Annotated in this window: 12 protein-coding genes; 6 read left to right on the top strand and 6 right to left on the bottom strand. The window is 65.1% G+C overall.

The window, feature by feature from the left end; all coding sequences use genetic code 11:
* Window positions 1-7 precede the first annotated feature (7 nt).
* Genes J3485_RS03760 through panB form a run of 5 tightly spaced genes read left to right on the top strand, consistent with a single transcriptional unit; the run spans window position 8 to window position 4,517 of the window.
* Window positions 8-694: a histidinol-phosphatase gene (locus J3485_RS03760; protein ID WP_206951230.1), complete on the top strand. Its 687-nt coding sequence runs from the start codon at window positions 8-10 to the stop codon at window positions 692-694.
* Complete coding sequence (gene pcnB / locus J3485_RS03755; RefSeq protein WP_206951229.1) at window positions 691-2,298, top strand: polynucleotide adenylyltransferase PcnB; 1,608 nt, start codon at window positions 691-693, stop codon at window positions 2,296-2,298. Before J3485_RS03760 ends, pcnB begins: the two co-directional genes overlap by 4 nt.
* Before the next feature lie 54 nt (window positions 2,299-2,352).
* On the top strand, window positions 2,353-2,970 hold the full coding sequence (folK, locus tag J3485_RS03750; protein WP_206951228.1) for a 2-amino-4-hydroxy-6-hydroxymethyldihydropteridine diphosphokinase: 618 nt from the start codon (window positions 2,353-2,355) through the stop codon (window positions 2,968-2,970).
* Window positions 2,967-3,644, top strand: a complete 678-nt coding sequence (locus J3485_RS03745) for a deoxynucleoside kinase (RefSeq protein WP_206951227.1) — start codon at window positions 2,967-2,969, stop codon at window positions 3,642-3,644. Before folK ends, J3485_RS03745 begins: the two co-directional genes overlap by 4 nt.
* A 57-nt stretch (window positions 3,645-3,701) precedes the next feature.
* Window positions 3,702-4,517: a 3-methyl-2-oxobutanoate hydroxymethyltransferase gene (gene panB, locus J3485_RS03740; protein WP_206951226.1), complete on the top strand. Its 816-nt coding sequence runs from the start codon at window positions 3,702-3,704 to the stop codon at window positions 4,515-4,517.
* Here panB and J3485_RS03735 read toward each other — a convergent pair.
* The 4 genes from J3485_RS03735 to grpE form a co-directional block, all read right to left on the bottom strand.
* On the bottom strand, window positions 4,463-6,490 hold the full coding sequence (locus tag J3485_RS03735; RefSeq protein ID WP_206951225.1) for a chorismate-binding protein: 2,028 nt from the start codon (window positions 6,488-6,490) through the stop codon (window positions 4,463-4,465). The genes panB and J3485_RS03735 overlap by 55 nt on opposite strands.
* Window positions 6,491-6,570: 80 nt before the next feature.
* The gene (gene dnaJ, locus J3485_RS03730) at window positions 6,571-7,707 is read right to left on the bottom strand and encodes a molecular chaperone DnaJ (protein ID WP_206951224.1); all 1,137 of its coding nucleotides are present in this window, start codon (window positions 7,705-7,707) and stop codon (window positions 6,571-6,573) included.
* Window positions 7,708-7,933: 226 nt separating this feature from the next.
* Window positions 7,934-9,895: a molecular chaperone DnaK gene (dnaK, locus tag J3485_RS03725; protein WP_206951223.1), complete on the bottom strand. Its 1,962-nt coding sequence runs from the start codon at window positions 9,893-9,895 to the stop codon at window positions 7,934-7,936.
* A gap of 256 nt (window positions 9,896-10,151) precedes the next feature.
* On the bottom strand, window positions 10,152-10,736 hold the full coding sequence (grpE, locus tag J3485_RS03720) for a nucleotide exchange factor GrpE (RefSeq protein WP_206951222.1): 585 nt from the start codon (window positions 10,734-10,736) through the stop codon (window positions 10,152-10,154).
* 392 nt (window positions 10,737-11,128) lie between these two features.
* Here grpE and J3485_RS03715 point away from each other — a divergent pair, with 392 nt between their 5' ends.
* A complete protein-coding gene (locus tag J3485_RS03715; RefSeq protein ID WP_206951221.1) occupies window positions 11,129-11,290 on the top strand; it encodes a hypothetical protein in 162 nt (53 codons plus the stop codon).
* Here J3485_RS03715 and J3485_RS03710 read toward each other — a convergent pair.
* Both J3485_RS03710 and hemH read right to left on the bottom strand, forming a co-directional pair.
* Window positions 11,262-11,669, bottom strand: coding sequence for an RNA-binding S4 domain-containing protein (locus tag J3485_RS03710; RefSeq protein WP_206951220.1), 408 nt, complete (start codon window positions 11,667-11,669; stop codon window positions 11,262-11,264). The two genes, J3485_RS03715 and J3485_RS03710, sit on opposite strands and share 29 nt — an antisense overlap.
* 106 nt (window positions 11,670-11,775) lie before the next feature.
* Window positions 11,776-12,843 (bottom strand): ferrochelatase, encoded by a 1,068-nt coding sequence (gene hemH / locus J3485_RS03705; RefSeq protein WP_206951219.1) that lies wholly within the window; start codon window positions 12,841-12,843, stop codon window positions 11,776-11,778.
* Window positions 12,844-13,036 lie beyond the last annotated feature (193 nt).

The raw sequence follows: 13,036 nt of genomic DNA, 5'->3' as shown, positions 1-13,036 counted from the left end.
CGCACTCATGACGAATCTCGCACTCTTCGACCTCGATCACACGCTCATCCCGACCGACAGCGACCACGAATGGGGCCGCTTCATGGTGAAGCTCGGCATCGTCGATGCCGAAACGTATCTGCGCGACATCGATCGCTTCTACGCCGACTACAAGCGCGGCCAACTCGACATCCACGCGTATCTCGAGACGATCCTCGCGCCGCTCGCGCATCGCTCGCGCGCGGAACTCGCCGCCTGGCACGCGCAGTTCATGCATGAAGTCATCACGCCCGCCCTCACGCCTGTCGCACTCGAACTCGTGCGCGAGCATCAGGACAAGGGCGATCTGTGCTGCATCGTGACGGCGACCAACGAATTCATCACGCGTCCGATCGCCGATGCCTTCGGCGTCGAAACGCTGATCGCCTGCGAGGTCGAGACCGTCGACGGCCAGCCGCATTCGTCGTTCACGGGACGCGGCACGGGCACCCCCAGCTATCGCGAGGGCAAAATCGTACGCGTGGAATCGTGGCTCGCCTCGCTCGGTAAAACGTGGGCCGACTTCGAACACAGCTACTTCTACAGCGATTCGCACAACGACATTCCGCTGCTCGAGAAAGTCACCGAGCCGATCGCGACCAATCCCGACGCCACGCTGCGCGCGCACGCGCAAGCGAAGGGCTGGCGCATCCTCGATCTTTTCCAACCGTCGTGATCAAGAAACTCATCCGCAAGCTGTTCGGCCAAGATACGGATACGGCCGCGCCCGCGAGGGACGACTCCCTCGCCGAAGAAGCGACCTGGGCCGACGCGGCCACGGCCACGGACGAAGCCGCCGGGCAACCCGCGGCCAAGCCGCGCCGCAAGAAGGCCCGCGCCGATAAACCCGCGAGCGCGCCGGGGCCCGACGCGCCGGTCATCCTGTCGTCCGATATCCACGGCATCGATCCCTCGCTGCTCTCGCGCAATGCCGTGCGCGTGACCGACACCCTGCAGCAAGCCGGTTTCCGTGCGTTCATCGTCGGCGGCGCCGTACGCGATTTGCTGCTCAGCATCGCCCCCAAGGATTTCGACGTCGCCACCGACGCAACGCCCGAGCAGGTGCAGCGCCAGTTTCGCCGCGCGCGGCTGATCGGCCGGCGCTTCCAGATCGTGCACGTGCAGTTCGGGCAAGAGATCATCGAAGTGTCGACGTTCCGCGCACTCGTGGACGCCCCGAAGGAAGCCCCCTCGGGGGGTGCCCAGCAGGAAGCGTCCGCTGCCGAAGCACCGCCCAGGCGGCTGCGCCGCGACGAGCTCGATCGCCGCACGCACGCCGTCGACGCGAGCGGCCGTGTGTTGCGCGACAACGTCTGGGGCGAGCAGCACGAAGACGCGACGCGGCGCGACTTCACGGTCAACGCGATGTATTACGACCCGGCCACGCAAACGGTGCTCGATTACCACAACGGCATGGCCGACATCCGCGCGCGCCTGCTGCGCATGATCGGCGATCCGGCCACGCGCTACCGCGAAGATCCGGTGCGGATGCTGCGCGTCGTCCGCTTCGCGGCCAAGCTCGGCTTCGAGATCGACGATGCCTCGCGCGAGCCGATCCAGCCGCTCGCCGAGCTGATCCACAACGTGCCGGCCGCGCGGCTGTTCGACGAGATGCTCAAGCTGCTGCTGTCGGGCCACGCTTTGGCCTGCCTGAAGCAGCTTCGCAAGGAAGGCCTCCACCACGGCCTGCTGCCGCTACTCGACGTCGTGCTCGAGCAGCCGCACGGCGAATCATTCATCACGCTCGCGTTGAACAGCACCGACGCGCGCGTGAGGGCCGGCAAGCCCGTGTCGCCGGGGTTCCTGTTCGCGACGCTGCTCTGGCACGACATGCAGCAGCGTGCGCAGCAATACGAAGCCAATGGCGAATTCCCGGTCCCGGCGCTCCATCGCGCGATGGACGACGTGCTCGACATGCAGACCGAAAAACTCGCGATCCACAAGCGCTTTTCGGCCGACATGCGCGAGATTTGGGGTCTGCAGGCCCGCCTCGAAAAACGCTCGGGCCGCAGCGCGCTCAAGCTCGTCGAACACCAAAGATTTAGAGCGGGTTATGATTTCCTCCTATTACGGTGCGAATCGGGCGAGCTCGATCCCGAAATCGGCGCATGGTGGACGTCCTTCCTCGAAGGCAGCGCCGCCGAGCGCGAAGCGCTGCTGTCGCAGGGCGGCCGCGAGCGCGCCCCGCGCAAGCGGCGCCGCCGAGGCGGCCGCAGCCGCAAGGGCGACGACGCCGAATCGGCGGGCGCAACCAGCGCACAGGGCTCGCAAGAGGACTGAAACGGTCGCCCTGTGCCGTCGAACGGATGTCATGAAGTCGTAGGAAGCCAAGCCATGACGGTTGCTTATCTCGGTCTAGGCGCGAACCTCGGGGACGCTCGTCAATCCCTGAAGGATGCGGTCGTCTGCCTCGCCCAGCAGCACGCCATCACCGTACTCGCGAAGTCGAGCCTGTACCGCAGCGCACCGATCGATGCGGGCGGCGACGATTACTACAACCTCGTCGTCAAGCTCGAAACGCCGCTGAGCGCGCCGGCGCTGCTCGCGCTATGCCATCGAATCGAGCATCACTTCGGCCGCGAGCGGCCCTTTCACAACGCGCCTCGCACGCTCGATCTGGACATCGTCCTCTACGGTGACGCACGCATCGACGAGCCCAATCTCGTGATCCCGCATCCGCGCGCGTTCGAGCGCGCCTTCGTACTGGTGCCGCTCGTCGAGATCGATCCCGACATTTCGATTCCGGGCCACGGCCGCGCCGACGCGCTCTTGCCCAGCGTCGCCCATCAGCGCATCGAAAAGGTGAAGACTTGCCGCTGCGCCCTGGCCGACGCCTTCACGAGCGGAGCGACGCAAGCGGCCAGCCGGGAACGCGCGTCGGCCAGCTCCGACAAGACCGAAGCCGCCGCGGCCCCCGCCGCAACGAGCGGCGGTAAAACCGGATGTCGATGAACGCCCCGCCCGTAACGGTGACGGCACCCGATCTGCGCGCCCCGCATCGCCATATCGCGATCGAAGGGCCGATCGGTGCGGGCAAGACGTCGCTGGCCCAGCGGCTCGCCGAACGCTGGCCGATGCGCGTGCTGCTCGAGCGGCCCGAAGCCAATCCGTTTCTCGAGCGCTTCTACGAAGACATGGCGCGCTACGCGTTGCCGACCGAGCTGCAATTTGCGCTGCAGCGGGTCGAAGAGAGTCGCCAGAGCGCCGATCTGCTGGCGCAAGGCAGTGCCGTCGTCACCGATTTCATCCCGCAGAAGAACGCGATCTTTGCGCGCCTGACGCTCGACGGCGACGAGTGGCGGCTTTACCGGATGCTCACCGAGCACCTCGACGCCACGGAAGCGCCCGTCCCCGATCTCGTCATTCACCTGCAGGCGAGCCCACCGACCCTGCTCGCGCGCGTTCAGAAACGCGCCCGGGCAGAGGAAGCACGCATCTCCGAGGCCTACCTGCGCCAGCTCAGCGACGCCTACGATCAGTTTTTCTACCACTACGACGACAGCCCCGTACTGACCGTCAACACCGAGCACCTGAATCTGCTTGAATCGGATACGGACTTCGCGCTGCTGATCGAGCACATCGAGACGATGCGCGGGCGCAAGGCGAGCTTCGTCAAAGCCGGTTAAGATCCGGCTCCACGGCGCACTCGCGCTGATTTTTCCTTTCCGAATGCGAGTTTTCCGATGACTTATTTGCAGGAATCCAATCGGCCGAAGATCACCGTGCCGAAGCTGCAAGCGATGCGCGAGGCCGGCGAAAAAATCGCAGTGCTGACTTGCTACGACGCGAGCTTCGCGTCGCTGCTCGACCGCTCCGGCGTCGACGTGCTGTTGATCGGCGATTCGCTCGGCAACGTCGTACAAGGTCAAACGACGACGCTGCCCGTCACGCTTGCCGAGATCGTCTATCACACCGCCTGCGTAGCACGTGCGCAGCCGCGCGGACTCGTCGTCGCCGATCTGCCGTTCGGCACCTACGGCACGCCGGCGCAAGCGTTCGCGAGTGCCGTCGAGGTGATGCGCGCCGGCGCTCAAATGGTGAAACTCGAAGGTGGCGAGTGGCTGGCCGAGACGGTCCGTTTTCTCGTCGAACGCTCTGTGCCCGTCTGCGCACATCTGGGCCTCACGCCGCAATCGGTGCATGCGTTCGGCGGGTTCAAGGTGCAAGGCAGGACGGAGGAAGGCGCGAAGCAACTGCTGCGCGATGCGCTGGCGGTGCAGAACGCGGGCGCTCAACTGGTCGTGCTCGAGGCCGTGCCGCCGGCCGTCGCCGCGAACGTGACGAATGCCATCGCGATTCCAACGATCGGCATCGGCGCGGGCGTCGACTGTTCGGGCCAAGTGCTCGTGCTGCACGACATGCTCGGCATCTTCCCCGGCAAGCCGGCACGCTTCGTGAAAAATTTCATGAGTGGCGCGCCGAGCATCGGGGCTGCCATCGAAGCCTATGTGAAAGCCGTGAAGGACGGCACGTTCCCCGGGCCTGAGCACGTCTTTTGAATGAGCGCGGGCAAAGCACCGCGCAACGCATTGCAAACGACGAGCGCTTCGGCGCGCAGCACGTCGTCGCGCGTCAGCGTGCGCTCTCGCGCCTGCATGACCGGGTCTTCGAGCAGCACTTGCCGCATCACGCCCGGCAGCAACCCGGCCGACAGCGGCGGCGTGTACCAGTGGCCGTCCAGCTTGACGAAGACGCTCGAGCGTCCGCCCTCGGTCAACTCCCCGCGCTCGTTGAAGAACAGCATGTCGAAACCGCCCTTGGCTTCGGCCAGGCGCCACGCGCGATCGTATTCGGCGCGCGACGTGCTCTTATGCCGAAGCAGAAAGTCGTTCGATCGCGTCGGCGCGAAGCCGTGCTCCGGTGCGAGCAGCACGCCGACGGGTGCATCGGATGTAGCGGACGGATTGGGCACATCGGCCAACCGCGCCACCGCTCCAAGCGGGCCGCCCGTGAGCTCGGTCTTGCCGTCCTTGCCTAGCGCGAGCCGTACCCGATGCGCGGCGCCGGGCGACAGTTGCGCGCAATGTGCAGCAAGACGCTCGCGCAGTGCCGGCCCATCGAAAAGAAAATCGAGTTCTGCCGCGCTCCGGCACAGACGGGCGAGATGCCGCTCGACGTGACGCACGCCATCCTCATGCGTGGCGTACATCGTCTCGAACAATTGGAAGCCGGGGTCGGCGCCCGTCAAGAACTTCGCCTTGAGCCTGCATTCGGCATATTCGTCCGCCGCTACGCTGTCGAGCACGATGCCGCCGCCGACGCCCATCGTCCCGCGCCGCGTGCCGGTATCGCCGCCGGGTTCGGCTGCACCGAGCGTCAGCGTACGAATCGCAACCGATAGGCAGAAGTCACCGCAACCCGCGTCGTCATCGGATAACGACGAAGGCGCATCGACCCAGCCGATCGTGCCCGTATACAGCCCGCGCGGCGTCGTTTCGATTTCGTCGATGAGCTGCATCGTCCGATGCTTGGGCGCCCCCGTAATCGACCCGCACGGAAACAGCGCGCGCAACACGTCGGCAAACGACGTGCGTTCGCGCAAGTCGGCTTCGATCGTCGACGTCATCGCCCAGATTGACGGGTACGCCTCGACGGTAAACAGCGCCGGCACGCAAACCGAACCCGTCTTCGCAACGCGCGACAGGTCGTTGCGCAGCAAATCGACGATCATCAAGTTTTCAGCGCGGTTCTTCGGATCGCTGCGCAGAAACGCCACGGCACGCGCATCGGCGTCGGGCGATGCGCCCCGCGCCGTCGTTCCCTTCATCGGCCGGGTACGCAGCCGCTCGCCTGCCTTTTCAACGAAGAGTTCGGGCGAGCACGAGAGCACCCACTCGTCCCCTGGCAGCGCGATGAGCGCGCCATAGCGCACCGGTTGCCTTGCACGCAAGCGCCGATAGAGGCCCGCAGGCGAACCGAACGCGTCGAAGGCTAGACGATAGGTGTAGTTGATCTGATAAGACTCGCCGGCGCACAGCGCGTCGTGCACAGCCGCGATCGCCGCCGCGAACGCTTCCGGCGTCACGCTTTCGGCGACGTTCGCCGCACCGGCGACCGACGGCGGCGCCTCGCCCTGAGCCGGCGAAGCCGATGCGCGGGTACTTTCGTCGCACACCGTGCCGTCCAGCGCAGCCAACCACGCATCGACCTCCGCACAAGCCTGCTTTTCGCACCGCTCGAACATCAAAAAGCGCAGCGAGGAAGCGCCACGCTGCGCGGAAATCGAAGAGGAAGCGCGTGCGCGCTTGCCGAATTCGAGCTCGCGACCGAATTCGTAATCGCCGAGCACGACCGCATGCAAGCCCGTATGCATATCACGCTCGGCCGCGACGCAAACGGCATCGAGCGTCGCGGCGTCCGTGCAAACGTGCTCGCGCACGAAACCGGTATAGAGGCGGCTGGTGGGTGCCGCGGCGCTCGCATCGCAATCGTCGAGCAACGCGAAGACCGCGCTGCGTTGTTCTGCCTTCATCTGCCCATCCGTCGGCGATACGCGCGGCGCCTCACGTCAGCGCGCAGCCTTAGCCGATTAGCCGATCGATCGCCGACCGATCAATCGAAAAAACTCTTCACGCGGTCGAACCAGCTCTTGCTCTGCGGGCTGTGACGCGGACCGCCTTCGACGAGCGACTTCTCGAATTGCTTGAGCAAATCGCGCTGCGTGTCGGTCAGCTTGACGGGCGTTTCGACTTGCACGTGCACGTACAGGTCGCCCGGCACGCTCGAGCGCAGGCCCTTGATGCCCTTGCCGCGCAGCCGGAACGTCTTGCTCGACTGCGTGCCCTCGGGCACCGTGAACGTCGCGCGACCCGCGAGCGTCGGCACCTCGATCTCGCCGCCGAGCGCCGCGGTTGTGAATGGGATCGGCATTTGGCAGTGCAGATCGTCACCGTCGCGCTCGAACACCGTATGCGCCTTGATGTGGATCTCGACGTAGAGATCGCCCGGCGGGCCGCCGTTCACGCCCGGCTCGCCGTTGCCCGACGAGCGAATGCGCATGCCGTCGTCGATGCCGGCCGGAATCTTCACCTCGAGCGTCTTCGTCTCCTTCACCTTGCCGGCGCCGTGGCAATGCACGCACGGATCGGGGATGTAGGTGCCGCTGCCATGGCACTTCGGACACGTCTGCTGAATGCTGAAGAAGCCCTGCGACATACGCACGGCGCCCGAGCCATTACAGGTCGGACACGTTTCGGGCTTCGTGCCCGGCTTGGCGCCCGAGCCGTGACAGATTTCGCACGAGACCCAGCTCGGCACGCGAATCTGCGTCTCGCAGCCGTGTGCCGCTTGCTCGAGCGTGATCTCCATGCTGTAGCGCAGATCCGCGCCGCGATAGACCTGCGGACCCGCGCGGCCGCGGGCCGCCCCCCCGCCGGCCGCCTGACCGAAGATGTCGCCGAAGATGTCCCCGAACGCGTCGGCAAAACCGCCGAAACCTTGCGCGCCGGCACCCGCCATGTTCGGATCGACGCCCGCATGGCCGTACTGATCGTACGCCCCGCGCTTTTGCGCGTCCGAGAGCATTTCATAGGCTTCCTTCACCTCTTTGAAACGCTCCTCGGCATTCTTGTTGTCCGGATTGCGGTCGGGGTGGTACTTCATCGCGAGCTTGCGATAGGCCTTCTTGATCTCGTCGTCGCTCGCGTTCTTGGCAACGCCCAGAACCTCGTAGTAATCCCGTTTCGCCATCGGTTCACCGCCGGTTCGCGCGTTGGCGCGCGACCGCTCCTTTCACATACTGTAGAGTCTCGCGACTCGTTAGGCAGGCGCCGCCCAGCCCTCTCGAACGGCCAAACGCCCCGCCCCCCATAAAACAAACGTGCCCGGAGAACCCGAAGGCCCGCCAGGCGTCGATTCGGCCGGCCGTTTCTCGCGAAACGCCGGCCGCCTCACGGCGCGATATCGCGACCGTCGATCAGTCCTTCTTCACTTCCTTGAACTCCGCGTCGACGACGTCGTCCTCGGGCTTGCCCGCGCCCTGATCCGCGCTCGCACCCGCACCGCCCGCCGACGCACCGCCGGCAGCCGCGCCCGCGGCACCTTGCGCCTGCATGTCGGCATACATCTTCTCGCCGAGCTTCTGCGACGCGGTGGCGACAACCTCGATCTTCGCTTCGATCGCGGCCTTGTCGGACGAGCCGCTCTTCAGCGTCTCTTCGAGATCCTTCAGCGCCGACTCGATCTTCTCCTTCTCGGAGCCGTCGATCTTATCGCCGTACTCGGTCAGCGCCTTCTTCGTGCTGTGCACGAGTGCGTCGCCTTGGTTGCGCGCATCGGCCAACTCGCGCAGACGGTGATCTTCCTCGGCGTTCGCCTCGGCATCCTTCACCATCTGCTCGATCTCCGCTTCGGACAAGCCCGAGTTCGCCTTGATGACGATCTTGTTTTCCTTGCCCGTCGCCTTGTCCTTCGCGCCGACATGCAAAATGCCGTTCGCGTCGATGTCGAACGTCACTTCGATCTGCGGCACGCCGCGCGGGGCGGGTGGAATCCCTTCGAGGTTGAATTCGCCGAGCAGCTTGTTGCCCGCGGCCATTTCGCGCTCGCCTTGGAACACCTTGATCGTCACGGCCGATTGACTGTCGTCGGCCGTCGAATACACCTGCGCGTGCTTCGTCGGAATCGTGGTGTTCTTGTTGATCATCTTCGTCATCACGCCGCCGAGCGTCTCGATACCGAGCGAGAGCGGCGTCACGTCGAGCAGCAGCACGTCCTTGCGCTCACCCGAGAGCACCTGCCCTTGGATCGCGGCGCCCACGGCCACGGCCTCGTCCGGGTTCACGTCGCGGCGCGGCTCCTTGCCGAAGAACTCCTTGACCGTCTCTTGCACCTTCGGCATACGCGTCATGCCGCCGACGAGAATGACGTCGTCGATGTCGCCAACCTTCACGCCGGCATCCTTGATCGCGATGCGGCACGGCTCGACCGTACGGGCGATCAGGTCCTCGACGAGCGCTTCGAGCTTGGCGCGCGTGATCTTCAGGTTCAAGTGCTTCGGACCCGACGCGTCGGCCGTGATGTACGGCAGATTAATTTCGGTCTGCTGGCTCGACGAGAGTTCGATCTTCGCCTTTTCGGCCGCTTCCTTCAGACGCTGCAGCGCGAGCACGTCCTTCGACAGGTCGACGCCTTGCTCTTTCTTGAACTCGCCGATGATGTAATCGATGATGCGTTGGTCGAAATCCTCGCCGCCGAGGAACGTGTCACCATTCGTCGAGAGCACTTCGAACTGCATTTCGCCGTCGACGTCGGCGATCTCGATGATCGAGACGTCGAAGGTGCCGCCGCCGAGGTCATACACGGCGATCTTGCGGTCGCCCTTCTCGGCCTTGTCGAGACCGAACGCGAGCGCGGCTGCCGTCGGCTCGTTGATGATCCGCTTGACTTCGAGGCCCGCGATGCGGCCCGCGTCCTTCGTGGCTTGACGCTGGCTGTCGTTGAAGTAGGCCGGCACCGTGATCACGGCTTCCGTGACCGGCTCGCCGAGGTAGTCCTCGGCCGTCTTCTTCATCTTGCGCAGCACTTCCGCCGAGATCTGCGGCGGCGCGAGCTTCTCGCCGTGCGCTTCGACCCAGGCGTCGCCGTTATCGGCCTTGGTGATCTTGTAGGGCATCAGGCCGATGTCCTTCTGCACTTCTTTTTCTTCGAAGCGGCGGCCAATCAAGCGCTTGACCGCGAACAGCGTGTTCCTCGGGTTCGTCACCGACTGACGCTTGGCCGGCGCGCCGACGAGAATTTCATTGTCGTCCATGTAGGCGATGATCGACGGGGTCGTGCGGGCACCCTCGGAGTTCTCGATCACCTTCACTTGGTTGCCTTCCATCAGCGCCACGCACGAGTTCGTCGTGCCGAGGTCGATACCGATAATCTTGCCCATTTTTCCTGCTCTCCTAGATATTCGATCGCTTCGACGAGACGGTGCTGCGTTCGCGCGACCGCCCGCTCAATTCAAACCTGCACTCAAGATGAGTGCCGCCGCACCGTTTTCAAGACCCTTGACCCGATGCGGTCATTCGCTTTTTTCAGATCGTCTCGACGAGCACTTCCCCGCATCCCGCCAACGGAAAAAACGGTGGCGTCGACACCGTTTGCGCTCACTTAGCCCCTCTTCGAGGAAGCGTGCGCCCGTTTGTTTACTTCGGCAGCGAGACCGTCACGAGCGCCGGACGCAGCACACGGTCGGCGATGACATAACCTTTTTGCAGCACGGAAACGACCGTGTTCGGCTCCTGCTCGGCCGGCACCATCGAAATGGCTTGATGGCGATGCGGATCGAATTTCTCGCCGACCGGATTGACGGCCGCGACACGCCCCTTTTCCATCGCGCTCGACAACTGGCGCAGCGTCAGCTCGACGCCCTCGCGCAGCTTCGTCGCATCGCCCGAGGTATCGGCCAGCGCGGCTTCGAGGCTGTCCAGCACAGGCAGCAGGTGCTCAGCGAAACTTTCGATCGCGAACTTGCGCGCCTTCGTCACGTCTTCGGCGGCGCGACGGCGTACGTTTTCGGTCTCGGCCTTCGCTCGCATGAAACTCTCGTTGAGCTCCGTGATCTTCGCCTGCGCTTCGACAAGCGCGGTGTCGGCCGCAGTGCCGGGTTCGCCCGACTGGCTCCGCGCAGCGGCGGTTTGCGCTGCGACGTTCTCGGTGGCGCTTTGCTGCGCGGCCCCTTCCGGAGACGGCGATTGCTGGCTAGCCGGATTGTCTTGCGTATGTTCCATGTCGCTGAAAATCGTCCAAAAAGTGAAATCGAAGCGGCGGCCGGCCGATGCGGCATTTCGCCCACCGAACCGAGCGGAGACGCCGGGCATACGACGCCCTTTGCCGAAGTACGACCATTGCCACCGCGCATCGCGGGGCAAGTGGGGGCGCCGCGAGACATTTCAAGCCCCCGGCGCCTCTTTTTCGCACCTTTTGCGCGACCTGCTCGAACCGGAAACGAACGGTAACACTGGTTACGGCACCAAAGCCAAAACCGCGTTGAGCACCATCCTGGTTTGCCCTAAACTGCTTTCATGCGTTTCACGTTCGGAACTGCTCGGCGGCGGAACGCCACAGTCTTGCCTTTCCGAAGCGTTTGCGTCCGTATCGCCTTTCTCCGTCGGGGAGTACCGTGAAACTGACCTTTGCAATCGCGGTGGTCGCGCTGGTGCTCGTCGCAGGAACCACCACCATCTGCCTGTCCGGTGCGCTGACCGCATGCACGACGGAGTACGGCGGCGCGCACGCGGCAATCGACTCGCTGTTCAGCCCTCACCTGCAAGCTTGTCGATGACGCGCCGGTCGCGCTTGGTCGGCCGCCCCTGCAGCGCGGCCGCCGGCTCCCGGTATGTGCGGCGCCGCTCGGCCTCCACGGCGCGCTTGGCTTGGCTGTCGGGCGTTTCCGCATAAAGCGTTTGCGCCACGCTCGCCGGCCCGCGCACCTCGCAAATCCCCAGTACTCGAACTTCCCAGACGATTCGCTCGATCTCGACTGCGACGAGATCGCCGACCCGCACGTCTTTCGCCGGCTTCACCGTCGCGCCGGCAATGCGCACGCGGCCTTTCTCGACGGCATCGGCAGCCAGCGAGCGGGTCTTGAAGAACCGCGCGGCCCAGAGCCATTTGTCGACACGCGTACGCGCATTGGGTTCGGTCGAAATCTTGTCTTTCATCGGAGCACCGGAAACGAAACGAAGGGAGCGCCGGCTCGTCGAGCCGAGCACGCAACGATCCCGCCCGCGCGGCAGCCGCCCTCGCTTCGCCACGTAACACGAACGCTCATGCGGGCACCCCCGCCGGCACGCCCTCGCGCACCGGCCAGCCTTGCAATTGCTGGACGACGATTTCGCCCAGCGCCGCAATCCAAGCCTCGGATGCATTGAGACAGCCGATACGATGAAACTCCTTCCCGCCGGCGTGCAGAAACTCGTCGTGCACCTCGAGACCGATTTCCTCGATCGTCTCGAGGCAATCCGCGGTGAAGCCCGGGCAGAACACGTCGGCACGGCGCACGCCCGCCGCGCCCAGCTCGCGCAACGTAGGCGCCGTATACGGCTGCAGCCACTCGGCGCGGCCGAAGCGCGACTGAAACGTCACACGACACTCGGTGGGCGTAAGCCCGAGCGCCGTCATCAAGAGCGCCGCCGTGGTGCGGCACTGATCGTGATAGGGGTCGCCGAGGTCGAGCGTGCGCTTGGGCACGCCGTGAAAACTCAGCACCAGCTTGTCCCCGCCCGCGAAATCGGGCTGGCCGCGCGCGGCCCAGTAGCGCCGCACTTGCTCGGCCAACGCCGCGATATAGGCCGGATGATCCGCATAGTGGCGAGTCGTACGCACTTCGAGCTGGTTGCGCATGCGCGCGAGCGCCGCGAAGGCCGCGTCGAAGGCCGTGGCCGTCGTCGACGACGAATATTGCGGATACATCGGCATCAACAGCACGCGCTCGGCGCCCGCGAGCTTCAACTGTCCCAGCATCGCACCGATGCCGGGCGTGCCGTAACGCATCGCGTGCTCGACGATGACGCGATAGCCGTTCGCGTGCAGCAACTGCCGCAACGCCTCGGCTTGCTTCTCCGTGTGCACGCGCAACGGCGAGCCTTCCGGCATCCAGACCGACGCGTATTTTTTAGCGGAGGAGCGGCCCCGCAGCGGCAGGATCAGCGCCCGCAGCAGCGGCTGCCAAACGAGTTGCGGAATTTCGACGACGCGCGGATCGGACAGAAATTGGGCGAGATAGCGACGCACGGCGCGCGGGGTCGGCGCGTCGGGCGTGCCGAGATTGATCAGCAGCACGGCGACGCGATGAGATAGGGCGGGCTGCGAAGGCAACTCGAGATCGAAACGCATGAGCGATAGGAAGCGCCCTAGGGCGAGGCTTAAGCGCAGCGCGAAGACGGCGCGGCTGAGGTTGACGTGAGGACCATTATAGCGACGCGATTGCGGCCGCCCATCGTCCATCCGGCCAATGGCGCGCAGGCCGGCATGCGGGCACGATAGCCATGTCCGCCACCGTGCGCACCGATTGCTCCGGATGCGCGCC

Source organism: Trinickia acidisoli, from assembly GCF_017315725.1.
GTDB classification, from domain to species: Bacteria; Pseudomonadota; Gammaproteobacteria; order Burkholderiales; family Burkholderiaceae; genus Trinickia; species Trinickia acidisoli.
This window is presented reverse-complemented; position numbering and strand designations above follow the sequence as displayed.

What these genes read in the sequence shown, in the direction of transcription:
- J3485_RS03710 (WP_206951220.1), bottom strand. Translation starts at nt 11,669, where the DNA reads ATGAAAGACAAGATTTCGACCGAACCCAATGCGCGTACGCGTGTCGAC.
- J3485_RS03760 (WP_206951230.1), top strand. Translation starts at nt 8, where the DNA reads ATGACGAATCTCGCACTCTTCGACCTCGATCACACGCTCATCCCGACC.
- J3485_RS03735 (WP_206951225.1), bottom strand. Translation starts at nt 6,490, where the DNA reads ATGAAGGCAGAACAACGCAGCGCGGTCTTCGCGTTGCTCGACGATTGC.
- J3485_RS03745 (WP_206951227.1), top strand. Translation starts at nt 2,967, where the DNA reads ATGAACGCCCCGCCCGTAACGGTGACGGCACCCGATCTGCGCGCCCCG.
- hemH (WP_206951219.1), bottom strand. Translation starts at nt 12,843, where the DNA reads ATGCGTTTCGATCTCGAGTTGCCTTCGCAGCCCGCCCTATCTCATCGC.
- dnaJ (WP_206951224.1), bottom strand. Translation starts at nt 7,707, where the DNA reads ATGGCGAAACGGGATTACTACGAGGTTCTGGGCGTTGCCAAGAACGCG.
- panB (WP_206951226.1), top strand. Translation starts at nt 3,702, where the DNA reads ATGACTTATTTGCAGGAATCCAATCGGCCGAAGATCACCGTGCCGAAG.
- folK (WP_206951228.1), top strand. Translation starts at nt 2,353, where the DNA reads ATGACGGTTGCTTATCTCGGTCTAGGCGCGAACCTCGGGGACGCTCGT.
- grpE (WP_206951222.1), bottom strand. Translation starts at nt 10,736, where the DNA reads ATGGAACATACGCAAGACAATCCGGCTAGCCAGCAATCGCCGTCTCCG.
- dnaK (WP_206951223.1), bottom strand. Translation starts at nt 9,895, where the DNA reads ATGGGCAAGATTATCGGTATCGACCTCGGCACGACGAACTCGTGCGTG.